At 56.0% G+C, this 19,720-nt stretch carries 21 protein-coding genes and 1 pseudogene; all 22 read right to left on the bottom strand.

Going from position 1 to position 19,720, the window contains the following annotated elements; all coding sequences use genetic code 11:
* Positions 1–336 precede the first annotated feature (336 nt).
* The 22 genes and pseudogenes from cas3 to JRI89_09250 all read right to left on the bottom strand — a co-directional run bounded on the left by cas3 (position 337) and on the right by JRI89_09250 (position 19,352).
* A complete protein-coding gene (gene cas3 / locus JRI89_09355; protein MBW2071450.1) occupies positions 337–2,715 on the bottom strand; it encodes a CRISPR-associated helicase Cas3' in 2,379 nt (792 codons plus the stop codon).
* Positions 2,696–3,439, bottom strand: a complete 744-nt coding sequence (cas5, locus tag JRI89_09350) for a CRISPR-associated protein Cas5 (GenBank protein MBW2071449.1) — start codon at positions 3,437–3,439, stop codon at positions 2,696–2,698. The genes cas3 and cas5 overlap by 20 nt, the downstream gene beginning before the upstream one ends.
* A 51-nt stretch (positions 3,440–3,490) precedes the next feature.
* Positions 3,491–4,579, bottom strand: a complete 1,089-nt coding sequence (cas7i, locus tag JRI89_09345) for a type I-B CRISPR-associated protein Cas7/Cst2/DevR (GenBank protein ID MBW2071448.1) — start codon at positions 4,577–4,579, stop codon at positions 3,491–3,493.
* Between the two features lie 38 nt (positions 4,580–4,617).
* Positions 4,618–6,105: a type I-B CRISPR-associated protein Cas8b1/Cst1 gene (gene cas8a1 / locus JRI89_09340; GenBank protein ID MBW2071447.1), complete on the bottom strand. Its 1,488-nt coding sequence runs from the start codon at positions 6,103–6,105 to the stop codon at positions 4,618–4,620.
* A gap of 66 nt (positions 6,106–6,171) precedes the next feature.
* A complete protein-coding gene (locus tag JRI89_09335; protein MBW2071446.1) occupies positions 6,172–6,606 on the bottom strand; it encodes a nucleotidyltransferase domain-containing protein in 435 nt (144 codons plus the stop codon).
* The gene (locus JRI89_09330) at positions 6,548–6,940 is read right to left on the bottom strand and encodes a HEPN domain-containing protein (protein ID MBW2071445.1); all 393 of its coding nucleotides are present in this window, start codon (positions 6,938–6,940) and stop codon (positions 6,548–6,550) included. The genes JRI89_09335 and JRI89_09330 overlap by 59 nt, the downstream gene beginning before the upstream one ends.
* A gap of 53 nt (positions 6,941–6,993) precedes the next feature.
* The gene (locus tag JRI89_09325) at positions 6,994–7,383 is read right to left on the bottom strand and encodes a hypothetical protein (protein MBW2071444.1); all 390 of its coding nucleotides are present in this window, start codon (positions 7,381–7,383) and stop codon (positions 6,994–6,996) included.
* Between the two features lie 62 nt (positions 7,384–7,445).
* Entirely contained in the window at positions 7,446–8,417 is a 972-nt protein-coding gene (locus JRI89_09320) for a hypothetical protein (GenBank protein ID MBW2071443.1), read from the bottom strand.
* Positions 8,418–8,420: 3 nt separating this feature from the next.
* Positions 8,421–9,431: a CRISPR-associated protein Csx14 gene (locus JRI89_09315; GenBank protein ID MBW2071442.1), complete on the bottom strand. Its 1,011-nt coding sequence runs from the start codon at positions 9,429–9,431 to the stop codon at positions 8,421–8,423.
* 2 nt (positions 9,432–9,433) lie between these two features.
* Complete coding sequence (locus tag JRI89_09310; protein ID MBW2071441.1) at positions 9,434–9,868, bottom strand: PIN domain-containing protein; 435 nt, start codon at positions 9,866–9,868, stop codon at positions 9,434–9,436.
* 12 nt (positions 9,869–9,880) lie between these two features.
* The gene (locus JRI89_09305) at positions 9,881–10,114 is read right to left on the bottom strand and encodes a hypothetical protein (protein MBW2071440.1); all 234 of its coding nucleotides are present in this window, start codon (positions 10,112–10,114) and stop codon (positions 9,881–9,883) included.
* An 86-nt stretch (positions 10,115–10,200) separates the two neighbouring features.
* Entirely contained in the window at positions 10,201–11,184 is a 984-nt protein-coding gene (locus JRI89_09300) for a hypothetical protein (protein MBW2071439.1), read from the bottom strand.
* A 13-nt stretch (positions 11,185–11,197) separates the two neighbouring features.
* Positions 11,198–11,641 carry a hypothetical protein gene (locus JRI89_09295; protein ID MBW2071438.1) on the bottom strand — a complete coding sequence of 148 codons (444 nt, stop codon included), beginning with the start codon at positions 11,639–11,641 and terminating at the stop codon, positions 11,198–11,200.
* 11 nt (positions 11,642–11,652) lie between these two features.
* Positions 11,653–12,609, bottom strand: a complete 957-nt coding sequence (locus JRI89_09290) for a hypothetical protein (protein MBW2071437.1) — start codon at positions 12,607–12,609, stop codon at positions 11,653–11,655.
* Complete coding sequence (locus tag JRI89_09285) at positions 12,602–13,498, bottom strand: CRISPR-associated RAMP protein (protein MBW2071436.1); 897 nt, start codon at positions 13,496–13,498, stop codon at positions 12,602–12,604. Before JRI89_09285 ends, JRI89_09290 begins: the two co-directional genes overlap by 8 nt.
* Positions 13,495–13,914: a hypothetical protein gene (locus JRI89_09280; GenBank protein MBW2071435.1), complete on the bottom strand. Its 420-nt coding sequence runs from the start codon at positions 13,912–13,914 to the stop codon at positions 13,495–13,497. Before JRI89_09280 ends, JRI89_09285 begins: the two co-directional genes overlap by 4 nt.
* Positions 13,911–15,119 carry a CRISPR-associated RAMP protein Csx10 gene (gene csx10, locus JRI89_09275; protein MBW2071434.1) on the bottom strand — a complete coding sequence of 403 codons (1,209 nt, stop codon included), beginning with the start codon at positions 15,117–15,119 and terminating at the stop codon, positions 13,911–13,913. Before csx10 ends, JRI89_09280 begins: the two co-directional genes overlap by 4 nt.
* Positions 15,103–15,765, bottom strand: coding sequence for a hypothetical protein (locus JRI89_09270; protein MBW2071433.1), 663 nt, complete (start codon positions 15,763–15,765; stop codon positions 15,103–15,105). The genes csx10 and JRI89_09270 overlap by 17 nt, the downstream gene beginning before the upstream one ends.
* Complete coding sequence (locus JRI89_09265; GenBank protein ID MBW2071432.1) at positions 15,765–17,429, bottom strand: hypothetical protein; 1,665 nt, start codon at positions 17,427–17,429, stop codon at positions 15,765–15,767. The genes JRI89_09270 and JRI89_09265 overlap by 1 nt, the downstream gene beginning before the upstream one ends.
* 213 nt (positions 17,430–17,642) lie before the next feature.
* A complete protein-coding gene (locus JRI89_09260; GenBank protein MBW2071431.1) occupies positions 17,643–18,335 on the bottom strand; it encodes a DEAD/DEAH box helicase family protein in 693 nt (230 codons plus the stop codon).
* 164 nt (positions 18,336–18,499) lie between these two features.
* Positions 18,500–18,682 carry a hypothetical protein gene (locus JRI89_09255; GenBank protein MBW2071430.1) on the bottom strand — a complete coding sequence of 61 codons (183 nt, stop codon included), beginning with the start codon at positions 18,680–18,682 and terminating at the stop codon, positions 18,500–18,502.
* Positions 18,683–18,963: 281 nt separating this feature from the next.
* Positions 18,964–19,352, bottom strand: a pseudogene (locus JRI89_09250) (four helix bundle protein).
* Positions 19,353–19,720 lie beyond the last annotated feature (368 nt).

The following is a 19,720-nucleotide window of genomic DNA, read 5'->3' as shown; positions in this document are numbered from 1 at the left end:
GCGCGCTCAGCGCAATGTGCTCCCGCCAAGTCTCTGTTGCAGCTCCGCCATGGCGGCCGCCGCATGTTCAGTCACCCCATCCCGCACCCCCAAACGAAAAAAAGGCACAGTCGCAAAAAGATAGAATAGGCGAAAGACAATTACATGGCCTGCCCCATGATCCGGCATGAGTCACAGGATGCCTGCCTGTCCGCGCAAACCAGGTTCCTGAGCGATGGCCCAAACGCCCCGCGCACGGTGATCCCCTTGTTCATCCCGGGAAGCCTTATCACCTCCGTGGGCTCCAAGATAAATCTCAGGTGCCAGAGGGGGCACAAGGTGTCTACGGGTATCACTTCAGACGTTCTCCTGTTGGTTTTTCGTAAAGTCCAATCCAACCTCTGGATCATAATGGCCGTCCACCACCGAGGGCATTTTACCTTGACATGGCCTAATCCGCCCTCTTTTGGTCAAAAGGTGATATTGTCCCCATCTTATTGGTATGAGCAGCTGTGTCGCTCCGATAGGATCTCGATCATTGAGTTCCAGATATTCCTTCACCAACGCTGCGGGAAGTACCTCGACCCCGTCGAACAAGCGGTCAAAAGCTTCCTCCAGCTCAGGGTCAGACACAAATGGAATCAGGGTTTTCAAAAAGGCGGTACGGAATTCAGTAGCGGTACTTTCATAGGAGGCTTCCCAGTCTGCGAGGATCTTTCCAGTATAGATTCCGTCCAGCCAGTCTTGCACTCCCATCTCGTCAAGCGGGCGGTCGCTGTTGCAATTGAGCACTTGCAACGCTTCCTTTATCAAGGCAGGGTCATAAATTCCCTGCCCGTCGGCCGGCTCTTCGAACACATATGCGGGAGCCACGGGCATCCTGCGGTTCCTGTTGACGCGGCCGAATCGCTGAATCAGTGCCTCAAGCGGCGCAGGATCAGAGTAAATGGTGTCCATATCTACATTCAAACTCACTTCAATCACCTGGGTGGACACCACCATTACGGGACGTTCGCTTTTGTGTTCAGATCCAACCCTCCCCAAAGCCAAATTAGACAAAATGCAGTGCTCTTTTCTGAAGCGGTCCCTTGCGTTGAAGCGGCTGTGCAATAGGATCAGCTCTCCCCCTGGGGGTTTAAGCGGACTTTTCATAATCGCCCTATACACCGCCTGAGCCCTCGCCACCGTGTTACACGTCACAAGTACACTCTTGCCCCCATGCCAGTCTCGAACAGCCCTTTCCAGATTAGCTGCCTCCAAGAGGTCGCCAGGGACAACACTCACCTGGTGCCTAGAGAACGCCTTATATAAGGGTAGAGCGGCGGTTATCACATCCGGGTTTTCAAGGGCCTGTTTTACCCGATTTCTTATAGGTGCTGGAAGGGTTGCCGACATCACCAGAAAACGAGCACCCCATTCCTCCCGTAAATACTTCACGGTCTCCAGGATCATGGCAAGGCGCCTCGGTTCGTAAGCGTGGATTTCATCGAACACGAAGACCCCCTGGGCATAGTCGGCAAGCATGGCCTCGTAGCCCTTCAGGCGGTATACAATCTTGAGCATCTGATAGGGGCTGAAAATAACCATCGGCTGGACGTGGAGCCTTGCCAAGGCCTTCATCCATTGCGCTTGTCGACCGGCTTCCTTGACTGAATATTTCTGATCCATGAAACGTTGATACAATGCCGCGAGGGACCTGCTGTGGACGAGACCAACCTTGCCTGAAAATGCACCGTTGAGGCGGTCAAACATCGCATTCATGCTGGCCTGATAGGGCAGGGTGTAAAAGAGACGAGGTATGCCCGTCTGACATCGGTTCTGACATGAGGCCCAAAGGAGCGCCGCCTCGGTCTTCCCACTACCTGTTGGAGCAATAAGAATGGTGTTTCCCTCGGTTCTGGCTGCAGCAGCCTGGTGTTCATAGAGAGAAGCCTGATTCAAGGAGAACGCTTTCAGAATGCGTCCATCTTCAAGGCGAGGCCTTTCTCCTTGAGCGACATGAGCTGAGGCCGTGTAATCTGCCTGGAGCATGAATCCCCGCAGAAGGAACCCCAGAGTTGGAGAAAGTGATTCATTTCCTGATTCAAACCCGGCAACCAAACGACGAAATCGATCCAGCCAGAACCTGATTCTCTCCACCCCTTCTCTTCTTACACGAGCCACGGCCTCCTCCCATGGGGGAGGGAGCGGTGCACCGGGTACTTCGCCCTCCGGCTGATTAGGTGTCCAGCTAGTCATCGCCTGCTGTCGTTGCCATTCCCACAAGATTCTACAGGTGTCAACGTCAACTTCGGATACCAGGTCTCCGACAGGATCATCTTCCTCTGCAAGACCAAAGGGATACAACTCGAAGATATCACGAGCTTCCTTGTGGTGCGATACGACGATCGAGGCAACCCAGGTGGCCTCTGTTGACTCCAGGTCATGACAGCACCAATCGACCCAGAGAAGAGACAGTACCTCGTGGCGGTGGTGCCAGGTCGGACCGCCTCTCAGCATGAGTTGGAAAGAAGGGGCTGCCTTACCCCAGTCGTGAAGCCAGGCTGCGCGCTGGAGTATGAGCCAAAGCCTCGGCAAGTTGAACTCCTCCTGGAGCTTGGGCCTTAGCCTCGCCAAACCATCCAGACGCACCATTAAATTATAAGTGTGTTCCCGAAGGCTCTCGCCTTTATCGCTCCCCAGTACAGGGCTCTTGGCCCAGATCTCCGCAAGGGTCTCATGCCAATCGAAAGACACTGTCATCTTCTCCAACCCAAGTGTGCAAGATCACCCCTTGAGCATCCCCATCGACAACAGGACCCGTAGGGTCCGTCCAGTACCGAGGCTCCGGATCCTCTGAAAAAAGCAGGAAATCGCGCGTGTGCACCCGTCTTTCCAGTATTACGTATCGTCCGAAAAAAGGCTCCCTGCCTCGCAGGTAGTCCACGAAACGGGGCATGGTAACAACCCTGCCTGCGCCCGTACGCTTTGCTAACCCATACGGAGCAAGTGTAGCTTCGAAATAGGCACTTTCTCTCGGCTCCAGGGAAACCACTTCAACCTTCTGGTAAGTAAACAGATCCTGAGAGCGGCCTAACACCACCGCATACCTTGGGTGGCGGAAGGCATCAAGCCATTGAGGCCGGCTGATGTACAAGGTCAGACTGGGATGCGCCAGTATCTCCCTCCGAAACGGATTGACCTTCCCTTCCAACGCCTTCAGCACCTTGGTTCCTGGCAATCGCCCGGTGGACGGGCTTACAATGTGCACATGCTCCATGTCCTCGAACACGCCCTTATAGTAGAATTGGACGCCAAACATAATACCTGTCGGATCGAACCATTCCCCTAAGGCGCTGCAAACATGCCCATATATGGTTGCGGGAGGGGGCATTCTGAACGTGGGCTGAATACCTTGCATGAAGTGAGGATACCGGAAAGAGGTGGTTACCCCTTCCGCCACAATCTTCAAAACCTCCATGCCTTACTCCTGTTCGTCTAAGTCTCCCTGTAAGAGAAGCTGGCCTTTCTATTAAGAAAACCACCCACTGTTCTGTTCATTCTGAAACGTAGCCGCAATCGCCTGAAAGGCCTGTCGTGGATGTGAGACCTTTATGCGCTCCTTGAAATCCGCAAGTATACCTCCTTCGGACAGTGCCTCTGTAAAACGGGCTCGCTCCCCATCCAGATACCCCTTGGTCCAGCCTACGTACACCTGAGAGAGGATGTCATCGGCAAACACGTCCAGCGATTCGCGAAGGGCCTCTATCTTCATTACTGGACGGTGTCGCACATCCGCGTCCACTACATGCCCGAACACGTGGTTGCCCCCTTTAGTGACGGCCATGATCACCAGCCTAGGGCTCACGTCAGTGTAGTGAATTGTTTGCTTGGCTCCGCCATCCAGATGCGCCAGCCCCTCGAAGAGTGCAGTTATGCGGCTGATTCTCTCGCTCAAAGGAACCCTGAATGCCTTTTCCTCCACCAGGTGCTCAAGCTCCTTCTCTTTTGCCTCCTTTTCTCTTTCCTCATCGAGGTTAAGATACCCGGTCTTCTGCCTGTAGGTGAAGGTACCCACGGCATGAAGGTCCAGAGAAAAGAGCCCCTTAAGGGTTGTCCTGTAGAACTGATGCTCATGGGGCACAGGGTCTCCCTCTTGGCGGCTCATGACCCCGAAGTCATCTACCACTCCGGTGGGAGCCAATGATACCAGGGTACTCACCCTGAAGGGAGAGATCCGGGTCACCGTTTCCTTGGTGGGGGTCTCGCCAGCACGAGACTCATCCGCCTCCCTTGCCGCCCTTGCTGATTCACGTTTGGACGGCGCTCGCATGTAACCAAACAGGTCGTCGTCCCAGTACTTCAATGGGTTGGCGTCCGTGTAAGCCACTTTCGCTTCTCTGTAGACCGGTGCGGCCACCCATCCCCACTCTCCGTGTTCCAGTGTCTTGCGCAGCCAGTAACGGAACGCCTGGGCTGAAACGTAAGGGTACCCTCCCTCCCTTGTGGGAATTATCTTTACTCCTACCGTATTGTCCGTTCGGGAACCTGGTATCTGCCCCAGGTTGTTCAAAGCCGAAGCAGGTGCATCAATAAGAAACATTCCAGTAACAAAAGCCATTACCCTAACCTCCTCTGCAAATAGTTTTATGCCTTCATCTAGCTATTGATAGCTTCAGCGCTATCTTCAACCTCTCCCAGTTCATCTGCATGCTCCTTGACCCAGCCGCTCTGGTATAATTGTTCGATCATACGAATGAGCACAAGGTCGCGGGCAAACCTCCAATCCTGTTGCGGCAAGTTTTCGCCTTGTTCGAATACGGCTATAAATTGATCAAAAGTGATAAGCGGCGCCTGGCCCTTACGGACTCTTGCATGCCCTGCTTTAATAAGGGCCAGCCGTAGATCCGTATACCGGTTCGTGGTCAAAAAGGTGTGGAAGAAACGCCGATCGTTCTCCTCCTTTACATAATGGGCAAGCCTATCCCCCAACGTCCTGATATGATTGATTCTAACCTGATCCATAAGCACCACCTTTCTTAGGAATTGTTCTGTCAGGGGCCACGATATCAAGTCCGTCTCACCCCGGATGGAGTATTCGGCTCGTGGATCACCCGGTCTTCGTGTTCGCTGCGGTGTTCTCAAGAAATAGGTGCGGATAAATACAGAAGTATTGTCTGGCAACCGGAGCAGATCTTCATACAGCGTGTTATAGCTGGGCGGTTCAGGCTCCGCCGATCCCTTCTTCGCCTTCTTGCGGGCTGCCACTATTTCCCACCCTCGCTGCCTGATCTTATCCCATTGCTGCCGATATCGAGGAGTCAAAGCCAGCCGTAGAAAGCCTCCCACCTCCAGGGGTAGGTGATAGATAGAGAGATCCACACCCTGGCCGCTGTTGCTCAGATGATATGCTGTGACAGAGGCCGGGATTTCAGGGTCACGGCCGGTGGCAAGGCGTTCGTCTTCGATTTCCAAGAGGCTTCCCACTAGCAAGGTCCCTACCCTATGAGTGGGTTCTGGAAGTTTTTTCAACTCCGCTGCCTGGGCTGCAAGAATGTGCTTGCGGTTGGCTTGAAGAAACCGTTTGGCGAAACATACCATCAGGTCTTCGTCATCACTGTGCACTGCCAGCAGTTTCCCTGCCACCTTGGAGCAGCCAAGCGGGAATGCCTGGATCGCCAGGAGGGCTATCCCTGAGACCGGGATACCTGCATCGCCGTAAGGGTGAAAATTGATGACGTCTTCCCCTGTAACCATGGGAATGTGTTGCCTGAAGGCCCTTCCGGGCGGCAGTTTATTCTTGTCATCGAGTGCCAAGCCTATCGGTGGGAGTCCTGTGAATACGCACCGCTCGCCGGAAAGAGCAGGAGTCCTTCTTCTGTAGCCCCTCAAAACCCGCTCAGCATAGGCTTCCCGCCTTTCAGGAGTCTTCTCAAAGGCTGGCTGAGTAAACCCGCTGTTGGGAAAAGCCACGGTCAGAAACGACTTCAGTGGATTTACCACGTAGTTCTGGGCCATGTAGTCTGCTATGGCGTCATAGTCTTGTTCGCTCAGATCCTCGGGTCTCGTCTTGCCAGCAAAGGCCGTAATCGTGGCAAGGCCCACATCCACCACATCCACCAGGGGATGACCGGTAAAAGACGGCATTTCATCACCTCCTTTGGGTCAATGAACTAATGAGCCTCAGAAAAGCCGGGCCGGAAAAGGCTAGACTCATCGGCTGCGGGGTGACGGTCTTTGTCCTTCGCCATTCCATGCCGGTTCAAAGCTGGAGGTCAGATCCACGCCTTCCCGCTGCCACAAGACGCGGCCGGTGCTCAGTGCCTCTCTGGCAACTGCTTGTCCGGCTTGGACTTCCTTCCAGGTATATGGAAAGACATCAACATCCAACGGAAAACTTGCCGGTTGATATAACGGGAGGCGGTGCAGGAATGGTAACGGGCTGTCCTCAAGAATGATCAAGATGTCCACGTCGCTGCCCACTCCAAACCAATTCCCCGCAAAGGAGCCAAAAAGTACCACGGCCAATACTTCCGGCCGCTGCCGGCAGGCGGCCACAAACCCGTTTAGTGCCTGGGTGACCAGCTCCTTATCCACCGAGTAGATGGTCACTGAACCGTAGGATTTTTTGCGAATAGCTGATGGCATCCTCGGCTTCCTTTCTGGTGTAGAACTCGGTGGGTGCGCCCTGTTCAAGACCGTTAGGATAGCGGGTGGGGATGTAATGTTTATCCAGGGTCCTGGCGGCATCCAAAAGGTCATCGCCAACAGTAACACCCTCTTCCTGCAATACCTGCAACATACGGGTCACGGAGTGGCCCCACACCTTTTGCTGGCGTTGTTCAAAAATGGCCTTCAAGGCCTTTTCCGCCGCCTGGTGGGCAGCAAAGCAGGCCCAGTCGTAATCGCCATCTTCCAGGGCGTTTTGGGCATGGCGCAAATCCGCCTGGGCCTGAATCCACCAGTCACGAGAACGGTTCATTACATTTTCCTTTCATGATTGATTACACTGGTCCAGCCCCTCTCTCTTCAGCGTCATGGTCGCCACCTGTTTTGCCGCGCAGCCTCGCGCAACGCCTGCAAATCCAATATTTCTGCCACTTCATACCGAGGTGGCATGGCGCCCGACACCGGCCTCAATCGCAAATGGGCAGGAAAGTATCCACACCTCCCATGAAGTTCCGCCAATAGGGCCACGGCCACAAAGTTCAGTGACGGTGGATTCACCAACAGGGGAAGAGTCTGCCACTCAGCAGGTGAAAGAGCACACTCATCGGCCATCCTGACCACCTGAGGTAAAATATCCCCCTGGGGGTGTATGTGGCTATTGACTTCCATCACCTGCTCCACCTCCTGGCCGGTGAATGTTTCCACCTGCTGTAGCTGGTCTGGGGTGAGGGGGTGGGAGAAGTTGAGAATAATCATAGACATCTACCTCCGGTAAAGATCTTCGCTAGAATAGGTGATGACAATGTGTTCCCTCTTGTTTAGGTCAGAGGAAGCTTTTCTTTCTCGAGCCAAGGTTGCTGTTTTGCCAATTGCTCGATAGGCACAGGGTTTTCGAGAGCCTTTTTCAGAACCTCCTGATAAGGCTGGATCACCTCCCACTGGGGGCCGACGACATAGCCATCGGGGGTTTCAGCAATGAGGCCCTGTTTCCAGATCGGAGAGAGGTATTCCTCCCGCAGTACCTCCTCTGATGTGAGCCCCCGGCTCAGGTCCCAGTAGTCGTTCTTCAGGAGGCTGTACAGGTTCTTCAGGTCGAGCGCACCCTGATTTGCCAGCAGATTAATGATGGCCTGGCTCAGTCGGCCCAATGCCAGCGGCATCACCGGCAACTCCACCCAATAGCCGTTCTCGGCGGTGTAGCGCACGCATTTTTCGGCCTCGGGGTTCTCGGCCTGGACGTAGTAAATCCGGGCCACGTCGCCTGAGAGTATGGCGGCCAGTTCCAGGGCGGCGTTGATGACGTTGTTGCCGCCGGTCAGGTTGGCCCACATCTCCTTTCCCTGACCACCGACTCCAGCCAGCGCAGCCACGACCTGGATAACTCTCTCGTAGGTGGTGCGGATGTCCCGGCGGTCCACTTCGCACCAGAAGATGGTGCCGACGGTGCGCCCACCACTGATGGCCGGCCATTCGCGGCAGAGCAGGTCCCGCAGGATTTCTTTCATTCGCCCGCCGTCTTTTGCGGGGCCCTTTGCGATTTCGCCCCGTTGGTTGTCCACATAGCCAATGGCCGCGACCTGGCCACTCAGCACTTCCGGCGTGGTGAAAAGGACCAGTGCCTGCACATCGCCGACCTTTACGCCGGCCTGGCGCTGACGGGCCTCACCGGAGCGGGCGAAGAAGCGCCGGTCATCGGCATTCCAGCGCTCGTAACGGTGAGCCAAATAGGTCAATGGCCCGATGACGGTGCCCGCGGAGCGGCCGAGGCCCATAAGGTGGTAGACGCCCATTTCTTATCTTCTCCTCCGGAGATACCGCTCAACGTCCCGCCTTGCCGCCTCCAGTTGCCCCTCGCTGGTGGCCGTGGTGGTTAGGATAAGTTGCAAGGGGAAATCGGTTCCCAGCGGTGCAAAGACGCGGATGATGTTGGGAGACTCTACTTTCACCTTGCCCTCACCGCTCCGCCATTCACCGCTGCGAATCTTGGTGACGTAAGGGAAACGTCCACACAGTTCCCAGGCAAAGCGTTCCAACCTGTTGGAAAAGTGATGTTTGGCGATGGACACCTTGCACTCTTCCTGACGGGCCGGCGGCAGGCCTTCTACACCCTCCAGGATGACAGCAACCGTTTGGCCCATCGGAGTTGGCTCCCCCTGACCTGTCAAGAGTGCGTTTGCAATCAGCAGTTGCTTGATTTCCCTTGGGGGTGCTGCTTCCCCCTGTAGAGCTGCCCGGATGTCGTTCAACAGTGGGAACAGGCCAATGAAGGGCAAATCCACAATGCGGGGGCGATCGCTTTCCTCTACATCCAACGATGGATGCAATGCTTCGTTGATCTTGTCCGGGAAGTCCTTCCACTTCCGTAGATTGGTGATCTCGCCCTCCGCTTCAATCCACGGCGGAACCCACACGTGGAACAACCGCTCTGCGCCGTAAAACTGGACGCCCAGGGCCAGCAGGGCCGACATGGCCTTCCTGCCACCGGCAATGCTCACGAAAAGGCGGTAACCGGCATCCCGATACGTTTTCAAAAGGCGGCAGGCCACCTGCATAAACTCGACTGCGGCATCTGGGGTATCCATATCCCCGTAGGCAGCAATAGGAACCGGGTCGACCCAGGCGATGCCATCGTGAGCAGGTAGGTGCTCAAGCAACAGGTTGCAGCTTTCTTGAACGTCTGAATCCATTGTGGTGAGCAACTGCACCCCATCCGGCCGGACGTTTTGCTCGGTCAGCAGGTCAATGGCTTCAGTGATGACGGCGGGTGCGGTGCCCAGGGTGGCGATGAGGAGTTTTCTTGCCATTGTCAGAGCTCCTCCACCAGTTCTTCTGGCGATAGCACTCGAAGTTCCCGTGTACTCCCAGCAACATCAAACCAATGCCCATCTCTTGTCACTAAGTAGGCCCGCCGAGTTATTCCTGTGGCTATGATCAGGCTATCCGGCAGGGCATTCCTTCCCAACGGAGAACGATTGCGCTCCAGTAAAGCCAGAGCCTGTTGTTGCGAGCGGTGTGTGCATGGGACGATTCTGATTTCCAATCTCTTACACAGTTCTTGTAATGCCGCTATTTCCTCTTGGATCTCCGCGTTGCTCCTGTTGTGCGAGAGCCATAGCTCCATAAAGCTGATCAGGCTGATGAACACGTTCCCCTTTTCCGTAGCCACAAACAGGGCATTAGCAGCCATTTCGTCGTCTCGCAAGTAGTCCACGAGCACGCTGGTGTCGAACACGAATCGCATGGCTACACTCCATCAGGCACGTAAAGATCCACGTAGAGCGCCGATCTTCAACAACCACGCGACATATCCCAGGACGGCTTCCTGGCTCTTTCGGTCTAAACGCTTTAAGGCTTGCTGGTGGGACCGAACGGCTCGTGCAATCAACCGATTGGCTCGCTGGATAGCCGGGCGCATCGTGGGATCCGCGGAGAGCCGTTCTGCATAGCGAATCGCGTAATCCAGACCACGCTGGTTGGCGACCTGCATCCAGCGCACCCACTCATTGCGGGTGACCTCTGGCAACTGTTTGGCAATCTGTTCCGCCAGTTGAATCTGCTCATCCACACTGACCATCAGTAGATCTCCTTGGGACACGGCGCGTCCGTTTGTGGCTTTGCTTTCTCCCGAAACTCCGTCCAGGCCTCTTGATCGAGCAATGACGTGTTAGCCAGCCATTCCAGCAACTGAGCCTTGATGCCCTGAGAATATCCGCCGGTGAGCAGAGACTGGAACAGGCTGTCGCCGGTTGCGGACAGCACCTGAATCCTCTTCGGATGAAAACGCACACTGCCCAGGCAGCGGGGCTTGGCGCCGCCGATTTTGATGGGGAAGGCGTAAACCTCGCTGCCCTCTTCTTCCGGGTGCAAAGCCAGTCCCAAAGCGCGTACTAACACACCCATCTCGGCGGTTGTGGCGTTCTCGAAAAACAGCGTGGTTTTGAAGTATGCTCCCTTGGGTACTACCTCCAGGAAACGGTAGTTTTTCTGAGGGCGCATGTCCTGCGGCTGGAAAGCCTTGGTCTGGTAAAACTTGCGCTCCCTGGTAATGCGCGGGGGCCACAGATCGGCAATCTTGATGGTAGTTGTCTCCACATTTCCCAGAGGCACAGCGTCGGAGAAGTGCGCCCGGCCCCGGTAGCCAGTGGTGCCGAACAGGCGACACGCCGGGCACAACCGGCTTGGGTCGCTGCAAGGGCGATGAGACCCCGGCCCCCTTTCTCTTCGCGCTGACAGCCGCACGCATGAATTGGAGATGGCCTCCACCACGCTTCTCACCGCGCCTTTGATGCCGGTACCAGGAATTACCAGTTCGCCGTTGCGCCGGGCAATGGTGTAGCGAGCCTGGTCCTGTCTTTGCAGAGGAAACAGGTCGAAATTCCCGCTGCCTACGTACAGGTAATCGGAGAGCACCTCGATCTCCAACTCTATTCGTCCGCTCCATTCGCTAAAGCGGTCGTGAGGAGTAGGTTCTTCTTTTTTTGGTCTCGGCTTCCCTTGAATCGAAATCGAAAAAAACGGCTTGGGCTCTGTCGGTTGTGGTCTTCTACGTCGGGCCATTGCTCATTTCTCCTCATTCTGGCAAGAACTTGCGCAGGCTGACCAGGGTCGCTGTGCCGTCTCGATAACATACCCGCACTTCTATCTTCCCGGCAGCATTTCCCCCCGGATAGGCCACGAAATTCGGGTTCACACGCTGTTCTCGCAGGTTCTGCAAGAAGACGGACTGGATTTCCGCCTGCCACAAGCCGGGGAGCGGGGTCAAGCCTGTTGCGGTCTGTTCGGTGACCAGCAGGGCTTCGTAGGTATCCTTGTGGCACCACCAGCGCAATTCACCCCATTCGTTGAAGGCAGAGCCCTGGTCTTTCCAGTCTATCGGCAGACCTTCGCCCACCTCCAGCCTCGCGGGATCGGCCACCCAGTGCCACATTGAGGTTCCAAGGTATTCCTCCGTCCACTGCTTCAAGTCTTCGACGGAGCCTTCCAGGGAGTAGGCATACACCTGTTGTCTTGCCATCGGGTCCTCCCTCATCCTGTGCTCAACGCGGCGATCGCCTTTCGTGCGATGACCTGCCAGCCCTTGGTGTCGTAAATGCGACGGCTGTAGATGCCCAGATCGGCGCGCTTTTTCGGATCGGGCAATCCCTCCATCATCTCCGGTGGGGAAAGGCCATAATCCTGCTGCTGGCTTCCGTTGCCAAAGGCACCCAACCCCCGCAGCACCGACATGTCCGCCGCGGTAGCGACTTCATCCATTCGCGCCTCTGTTACCGTCACCTCCACCTCACCGAAGCCCCGGTTCTTGCCGAAGCCCACCTTCACCAACCCTTGATTCATCGCCTCCAGGGCCGAAGCCAGCAGTCCCAACTGCCAGATTTCATAGTTCTCCAGCACCAGGTGACCTTTAAAGGTTCCGGTCACCGCGGCTTCCATCTCAAAGGGGCCGTGGGCCACGGCGTGGGTCAGGCGGGAGATGGCCACGCCGTACCGGATTTCGGTGGCTACTTCGTCGGTTGGGATCAGGTCGGTAAAGGCCGCCCGACCGCGTAGACGGGTATGACCGAAAATGCGGCAGGCACCGCAGGAATTGGCATAGATTTCCCAGGAAAGCAGCTCACGCCCCATCTTTTCTCTCACTTCATCCAGAAATCTTGGGCAATTCCATTTTATTTTGTCCTTGCGTTCCTCTTCCTTGGCTTCAAAAGTCGCACAGGCCCACCGCCAATCATCGTGATGCTTTGGTCCTGGTTGATCAGGGTGTGGATCCACGGTGCGCAGGGCCTTCTCCACGAAGCCACGCACCACGCCCTTGATGGATGAGCCGGGAATGTAAACCGTCTCGCCCTTCTTAGGATGGTAGGTACGCACGAACTGCATATCCGGCAAGGTGGGGTTAGCAGAAGTACCGCCCGCCTTGACCAGCAAGGGGCCACGGGGGCTGATGGCCAATGCTAAACGCAAGGCATTGTAGCGGGTCCTATGCATCGTTCTCCCTCCCGTTCTGCTTCAGGGCGTTGGCGATGTGTTCTTGAAATGCCGTAATGAAAACGGTCGGCTCCGCAGGTTCCTGCTGTCCCTGAAGCAAGTAGTCCAGCAAGGTGTTCTGGTCCAGCCGTCGCAGTTGGGTGTCCACTAGTTTGCCCCATCCGGGGCCGCGAGTGACCTTCCCGCCGAGCGCCAGGTTGCCGTCCTCCCACAGACGCAGCATGGTGAGTAGGAATCCCAGTTCCCAGTCGTCTACGTTCTCCATCAGGATTTCCAAACCGAAACGCGCCCCAGGGACTACCACTTCAAAGTCGTACTTGACTCCGCTGCGGGCGGCACCCAGGTCCCGGTCAATGCCCACACCATCGCGGATTTGGGTGACCACCGGCAGTTCATCGCCATTCAGCAGAAAAGCGTCCTTGAAGGCCACCCGTCCAGCGAACCAGGGCGAGCCGAAGAGCCGGCAGGCAGTGCAACTGTGATTCCATAGCTCTTGAGCGAAAATGGCATCAGCGGAACCCTCTCCACGGCGCTCCCTTTCTACCGCTTCGCGCCACAGTTCCTCTTTCCCTACTCGGTCATCCCGACTTCTTTCCGGGACACAAGGCTTGTCTAGCGGATCACAGGCCCAGATAACAGGGTCTCCGTTTTCACACCTTTCAATGTCAAACTGGTCTGTAAAGGTGCGCAGAATGCGCTCGGCCAGCGCTCGGAAAGCGCCCTTGATGGAAGATCCCGGGATAAAGGGCACGCCGTCTGGGCCTTTCATCACCGGCAGGTCGGTTCCCGTGGGCTCCAGCGAGCCACGGCTTCCCACCGACAAGGCCGTGTGCATCTCTAAGATGGCCTGGATTCGGGTCTGGTTCTGAAAACGGTCGAAGACGCTCATTGTCCGGCTCCTTTCACGTCCCACACGTGCCAGCGAACGGCGTAGCCGAGCACGCGGGAGACGATTTCTATGTGGACGACTTTGGGATCCACGCCGGGCTCGCTGTCCGCTATTGCTTGGGCCTTGTTGTGCAGAGCCTCCAATTGCTGGATAGTACCCTCTGCCCACTGCCGTCCCTTCTTTTTTCCTAGTTGTCCGCGAGCCGCTTGATAGCGTATGAACAGCTTCAGGGCTTCCCAGGAGTCGCTGGATTCGGCAATATCCAGGATATTGCGAAGCTGACCGACTTTGCCATCTTTTCTCTCGCTTTTCTCCAGGCTGTTCCACAAACTTTGGGCCAAAGATTCTGCCGCTTGGACCCATTGGTCATCCTGCGCCGCGATCCGTTGGCGAATCGTTGCCTTGAGCTTTCTCATTTTTCCTCTACCTCCTGATGAAATGGATGGCAAATCAAACACTCGCCAAAGCCCTCGTCACATCGTTCACCGATGCCCCGGCGCTCCAGATGCTCTAAAGCGGTGATAAGGGGTTTCGGGTCTCCTTCCCAGCGGTATACGTAGGTGCTGCCCATCCGGGCGGCCAGGTTTGTGGGTTTAGGCAGCCCCCAGCCCGCCGACCAGCCGCTGGCCAAGTCGGGCCGCGTCATCCAGAACACCGGCTCCAGCGCCTGGCCGTTGATGTGCAGCGTGGGCACCAGGCCGGGCACGCCGCCTTGCCGGAATACGCCGGGACTCAGCAGGTCTACAGAGAAGTAGATGCCTTCTGGCCCCTCAGGCAGATCTTCAGCATTGACAGCCAATCGCTTCAGGTCTTGCCAGCAATGAGCCAGCGTCTCCTTGAACCGCGTCACCCGCTCTTTAATGCCCGGGAAACCTTCCACATCGGCTTCTTCCGCTCTCACGCGGCCATAGCCCCGGGTGTGAAGCGCACCGATGGCGACGTGGTTGACGGCGTCTATCAGGGCTTCCACATCCTCTCTCTCGCCGTGCACACGCCCCATGAAGATCAGTGCAGTCGTCTCATCTTCCTCTTGCAGAGATTTCACCCTCGGGCTCAATGCGCTCGCCGTGTACAACATCTGCTCTACGGCGGCGCGACGGTGCCGGCTGAGGCCTACTTTGGTCTGTGCGTGGTAGCGCAGTTGTATCTGAGCGTAGCGCTCAGTGGAGCCATCTCGGTAGAGGGTGTAGAAGCCGCCCGCCGGTTCCATCCGGTCGCCACATTCGATACAGGTCAAAGCGAAGGGGACGGAGAAGCGAGCACCCGCCTCTTCCAGAAGCGAATAGGCCAGTTGAGGTAACAGTGTGTCCACGACACCGTGGCCCGGGTTCTCTTTATGCGGCTCTCTAAGAAAGCCGCTCTTCCGTTTGCACGTCAGAGCGCTAAGTGGCAGTGGAAACGTGTAGCGTATCGGACGCCACTCGGTCGTAGGGAAGAAGTTCCCGATACGCACGCGTTCGACAGTGGGCAGGATGTTCTGCTGATCTTGAGCCTGAAGCCATTCCGCCCAAGCGCCTCGGAGCACCCGGCCTGGGATGTAATGGATCGAACTCAAGAACTGAGAACCGGCCCGTACGTCGCCCAGAATCAAAGGCACTTCCGGTTTAATCTTCAGCCACATTGTGCCCTCCTGACCATTCACGCCAGAGCGTTTCCAATTGTTGTTGAGGAACCGGCTCACTGTTCAGAGTAACCTCAACCTTTATTTTCTCTATCCATCCCAGGCCTCGCGTGCGCCCCCCACCGACGGCGGGCATCCATTGCGCGGCCAAGATGACCAGCGCACAGCCTAGCAGGGCGCTCTCCCGGTTCGGGAAGTATCCTTCGCAGATTGCTATGGCTTCCAGCGGGCCTGGTGAAGTGGTTTCGACAAAGAACAGGCGTCTTGGCAGGGCAGCGTGCCGCTGGCGACTGATGGAAATCCCACTGCGGATCTGGGCCACTACATCTGGCTCGAATCGTCCATCCTGAAAGCAAAGTGGTGAAGGGAAACGCGGATTCCCGAAAACCTGGCAGACGGGACAAAGCCGGTCCGGTTCGGAGCACATCGTGTTCGGTGTCGGCCCGCTGCACACGTCTTGTCCCCAGGTGCGCAGGAGCATCTCGGCCCGGTCCCGCAAGGTCCCTTTTAGGGTGGTGGCGGGGATGACATAGGTGTCGTCAGGCGCCATCGCCAGCGCCTTGTCCGCCCCCCAGCGCCAGCGATTTCCAGTGGTATGAAAGGCGGTATCCAAAATGAAATGCAATTCCAAGCGCAGGTGCTGCATCAGCGTTCCTCCTCTTCTGGCACATCCGGCCGCATCGCACGCAATTCGGCCAGTTCCAACACGTCGAGCAAGGCGGTTCTGAAGCCGGGTTTTTTGTTGTCTTTCTCAAAAAGCTGCCAGAGAGGGCCCGGCGGAGTTGTCCAATATCCCTGTTGCTCCGCCGATCTGCCCACTTCCGACAAGAAACGGGTTAACTGGACACGATCCTCATCTCCCCTACGTGCAATATCGTAATAGACCGTGTTCAGTGAGACCAACATCCCCCTGTCCAAGGCTTCACCCCACCGGTGGCGCAACGCCCGCACCCTGGGCCATTGGGATGCTTCTTGAACCAGATGTGTGAGTTTTTCGGCCCGTTCAAGGGTATACGGCCTGGCTGTGAGCCTATTATCCCCACGCTGATAGTAACTCATCAGAGGCTCTGCCTTCTCTGCGGCGACCGGGTTAGGCAGCCAGAGAAATGTTACTGCACTCTGGGGACGTTCTGCACTCGCTTTGGCCTCCCGCTTCGCCCTCTTGAGCAGATCGCTGGCCAGATACTCCAGGTAGCGAACCGGGTGTTTGACATCAGCAATCGCGATGCCACAGGAGGCCGTGATCTTCTCCGGCCAACCTTCCAGCCAGTAGCCCAGTGTGTCCATCACAAGGACCTTAATCCGTGCCTCGAATTCTTCCAGGAATTTCACCGCAACTTCCCAGGCGTAGCCTGCCTGAATCAAGAGCGTCACATCGTCGCCGCCGACATTGACGATTTCAAAAGGCCAGTACCCATTGTTCTTTTGTAGTTCTTGACCGCACGCCTGCTGCAAGGCCTTAAACAAAGCTTGTTGGGTTCCCTCTTCCAGCGCCCTGGAGAGGGCCGCGAATTCCTCTTTGCTGCGGACCTGTTGCAACAACCGACCGATGTCATTCCCATCGGCGTAGAGGAAGGCCACATAACTGCGGCGGGCGCTTCTCACCAGGTGATCGAGATCCGGAGGATGATTGGCTGTCGGGGCGTATTGATGAGAAAAACGCTCATTAAATCGGCCCCGAACATGCTGCTTACCACTCCGCACCCCTGTCCTGTGCCGTTGCAGACAAACCGCACACAGGGCTACCAACTCCTCCCGTTCTTGCTCCTCCGGCTCCCGACGGGTAATCTCTTCCAGGGTGACGCGTTTGCCGCAGGCATCACACCGCTTGCCGAAGGGAAAGGCCTCGAAGAAGGGGGAGCTGCGCTTTTGGTTCTTCGCCTTGCGGACGTGGGCGCTGAGAAAGGCCACCCGTCGGGCAAAATCGCCGCTCTGTTGAACCTGTTGATGGGCATCCCAGAGCCGTTTGGCCCATCCCTCTTGGGGAGTGTTTTGGGGATCAGGGAGCGATGAGCCACTTTCGTGGGCTATCGTTACCGTTGCTGCCAGCGTGCGCTCCAGGTAGATGTTTTCAATATCTCCCTTCGCTGCCCCAACTTTATCTGCAGGGATCTCGAAGAGGAAGCTGCCCCCTGAACAGTAGATTTTCTCGCCGCCGAGCGTTTCGACTTTTTTCGTGACCTCGTCTTCGCATTCCAGCAACAACTGGCTGCCACCGCGAATCTGAGGCAGGGAAGATGTCTCGAAAACGAAATCTTTGATAGTGTCCACATCGCCATGAAGGAGGACCCAATGTTCATTTTGTTCCATAGTGGCCTCCTCTGCAGGATCGAGTTAGCAGATGCCCACCTCCCAAAACTACCGACATCAGCGCTTCCAGTGTTATCGTCAGCCTTCGTGCTTTAGCCATTCCTGACCTCCCCCTATGAATTGAGGTACACATTCATTGTACATTGTACTAAGAACCTTCCTCCCTATCTTAAGCCTCATTCCCAAATCTTTTGGAAATTCATTCCCGTTTCCTCAACTGCCCTCCAGCGAAAAGTAGGTTGCTAACTCGGCCATCAGCCCGGCCTCCACGGTATGCACGCGGCGTGTTTTCTGCTGCGAGGGGATGGCGGCGAGGTCCTCCGGAGGGAGCACCAGCGGCTCGGCATCCAACTCCCGGGACAGAGCTTCGATCATCTCCCCAGAGAGCGTGGCGCTCATGGCGATGAACGGGACGATGCCGCGAAGCAGCCGCAGGAGATGGATTGTAGTCGGCAAGCTGGAGTCAGGGTCAAAGAGGTGGAGCTCATCAAAGATCAGGTAGGAGGAGAGTATGGCCCCGGCGTTGAGGTTGCCCTGCCCCAGGCTCAGGGAGTAGGGGATGTTGAGAAAGTTGCTCAGTGTCTGGTCGATGGTAGTAAAGATCAGGTTGCCCTCAAGGCGTGGGTCCTCAGGGCGGGCGCCGGTCTGGACCGTCACATCCATGGGGCGAGTGAGGCCGCAATGGCGCCTGCGGTCCGTGTATTCGTCCCAGAACTGGTTGGCCAACACCCTCAGCGGCACGGAATAGATACACTTGCGGGGGAAATCCTGGCCGCGCTCCCAGGCCAGGAAAAAAGGATAAAGGGCGGCGCGCGTCTTACCGGCACCCGTCGGTGCCTGGAGAACCACAGACCTGCCGGATAAGATCAAATCGCATGCTTGTTGTTGAAATGGATACAATTGCATTGGATTAGCTTCGAAAAACTATTTTGCTGTCGAAACCAACATATTGAATCAACTCTTATCTTGCCCCAACTGGATCAAATTTTATCCAGGTTATCACTGTTCCTGCGTCCTGAGCACAAAAAGAAGCTTTAAACACCGCCTGAGAGGAGCTAAAAGTAAGTCCGCTATCCGATAATGCCATGGTCAGAAACGACTTCAGTGGGTTTACCACGTAGTTCTAGGCCATGTAAGTCTGCTATGGCGTCAAAGTCTTGTTTGTTCAGATCCTCGGGTCTCTTCTTGCCATCAAAGGCCGTAACTGTGGCAAGGCCCACATCCACCAAGGGATGGCCGGTAGATAACGGCATTCCACTATCTGCTCTCGCTTTTGCTTTAAATCTCAATGTCAGAGATTGCCTTTGAAGGTTCCTCTAAAACTAATCAGTCCTCCCAGTATTTAATCGATCAACCATTTTTTCACCTTCCAACTGTGTATTGTATAATCCAGGAGATTGACAGATCCGGTCAAAAGCGCTCGATATAGAGAGGGCCTGAGTCTCGGGCCCTGAGTCTCGGGCCCCGGGTCTTGAGTCCCGAGTCCGAAGTCACCGAAATACCTGGTATGACCCGAGACGTTGGACTCCAGACTTCATTTGAATTTGCTCCCCTTATAGCCGGAAGAAGACAGATATCGCATCAAGCCACCAATCAGTTGACCGACTTCTTGCGCCAGGGCATACAGGCTGTCAAATTCCTCTAGAGAAATGAATTGTGCGTCGAGTGCCACATAGAGCTGGGCCTTTACTTCACCAGCAGAGCCTTTGGCGATGGCCAGAAACTGTCGGAACTCCATATCACCACCACGTTCAAATCCTTCTGCGATATTCGACATCGCCGAGACTGCTGCCCGTCTTATCTGATCCCTGAGACCGAATCACGGGCAAAGTCTCAGGCGGAGCTAACTCTATATATAGCCCTGGTGAGTTCATGAGCTTTCTTCCACGCCTCAATATCTCCAAAGCGTTCTATTTTGGCCATGGTTCAGAGTTCCAATCCCAGGTCCAACGCCCTGATTTGACGCGAGACGTGAGACCCGGGACACAGGACTCGGAGCCCGAGACCCGGGATACAAGACTTGCCCCTCGGCCCTGCCTAGAGGAAACAAGTGTCTGAGTAGTTCGCCACTGCCTTGCTAATTGGCCTCCACGTGCCATAGTTCTTCCCATCCGGGGAAGCGTAGAGCGTATGGCGCATAGCGTGCGACAAATCGTTCAAACCGTTGAAGTCGTTAAACTGGTAAACGGTAAACAGTAAACGGTGAACGGTAGAAACCATCCTTTGCTCAAAATAGGATGTCTGCAACTCGTGACAGTCATGGGGTAAACCGCGTTCCAGCTTATTCACCA

Source organism: Deltaproteobacteria bacterium (genome assembly GCA_019309045.1).
In the GTDB taxonomy this organism is placed as follows: domain Bacteria; phylum Desulfobacterota; class Syntrophobacteria; order BM002; family BM002; genus JAFDGZ01.
This window is presented reverse-complemented; position numbering and strand designations above follow the sequence as displayed.

Bases quoted from the DNA above. Each gene is read 5' to 3' on its own strand.
- cas5 (MBW2071449.1), bottom strand. From the start codon at position 3,439: ATGGAGGTTTTGAAGATTGTGGCGGAAGGGGTAACCACCTCTTTCCGG.
- cas7i (MBW2071448.1), bottom strand. From the start codon at position 4,579: ATGGCTTTTGTTACTGGAATGTTTCTTATTGATGCACCTGCTTCGGCT.
- cas8a1 (MBW2071447.1), bottom strand. From the start codon at position 6,105: ATGCCGTCTTTTACCGGTCATCCCCTGGTGGATGTGGTGGATGTGGGC.
- JRI89_09335 (MBW2071446.1), bottom strand. From the start codon at position 6,606: ATGCCATCAGCTATTCGCAAAAAATCCTACGGTTCAGTGACCATCTAC.
- JRI89_09330 (MBW2071445.1), bottom strand. From the start codon at position 6,940: ATGAACCGTTCTCGTGACTGGTGGATTCAGGCCCAGGCGGATTTGCGC.
- JRI89_09325 (MBW2071444.1), bottom strand. From the start codon at position 7,383: ATGATTATTCTCAACTTCTCCCACCCCCTCACCCCAGACCAGCTACAG.
- JRI89_09320 (MBW2071443.1), bottom strand. From the start codon at position 8,417: ATGGGCGTCTACCACCTTATGGGCCTCGGCCGCTCCGCGGGCACCGTC.
- JRI89_09315 (MBW2071442.1), bottom strand. From the start codon at position 9,431: ATGGCAAGAAAACTCCTCATCGCCACCCTGGGCACCGCACCCGCCGTC.
- JRI89_09310 (MBW2071441.1), bottom strand. From the start codon at position 9,868: ATGCGATTCGTGTTCGACACCAGCGTGCTCGTGGACTACTTGCGAGAC.
- JRI89_09305 (MBW2071440.1), bottom strand. From the start codon at position 10,114: ATGCAGGTCGCCAACCAGCGTGGTCTGGATTACGCGATTCGCTATGCA.
- JRI89_09300 (MBW2071439.1), bottom strand. From the start codon at position 11,184: ATGGCCCGACGTAGAAGACCACAACCGACAGAGCCCAAGCCGTTTTTT.
- JRI89_09295 (MBW2071438.1), bottom strand. From the start codon at position 11,641: ATGGCAAGACAACAGGTGTATGCCTACTCCCTGGAAGGCTCCGTCGAA.
- JRI89_09290 (MBW2071437.1), bottom strand. From the start codon at position 12,609: ATGCATAGGACCCGCTACAATGCCTTGCGTTTAGCATTGGCCATCAGC.
- JRI89_09285 (MBW2071436.1), bottom strand. From the start codon at position 13,498: ATGAGCGTCTTCGACCGTTTTCAGAACCAGACCCGAATCCAGGCCATC.
- JRI89_09280 (MBW2071435.1), bottom strand. From the start codon at position 13,914: ATGAGAAAGCTCAAGGCAACGATTCGCCAACGGATCGCGGCGCAGGAT.
- csx10 (MBW2071434.1), bottom strand. From the start codon at position 15,119: ATGTGGCTGAAGATTAAACCGGAAGTGCCTTTGATTCTGGGCGACGTA.
- JRI89_09270 (MBW2071433.1), bottom strand. From the start codon at position 15,765: ATGCAGCACCTGCGCTTGGAATTGCATTTCATTTTGGATACCGCCTTT.
- JRI89_09265 (MBW2071432.1), bottom strand. From the start codon at position 17,429: ATGGAACAAAATGAACATTGGGTCCTCCTTCATGGCGATGTGGACACT.
- JRI89_09260 (MBW2071431.1), bottom strand. From the start codon at position 18,335: ATGCAATTGTATCCATTTCAACAACAAGCATGCGATTTGATCTTATCC.
- JRI89_09255 (MBW2071430.1), bottom strand. From the start codon at position 18,682: ATGCCGTTATCTACCGGCCATCCCTTGGTGGATGTGGGCCTTGCCACA.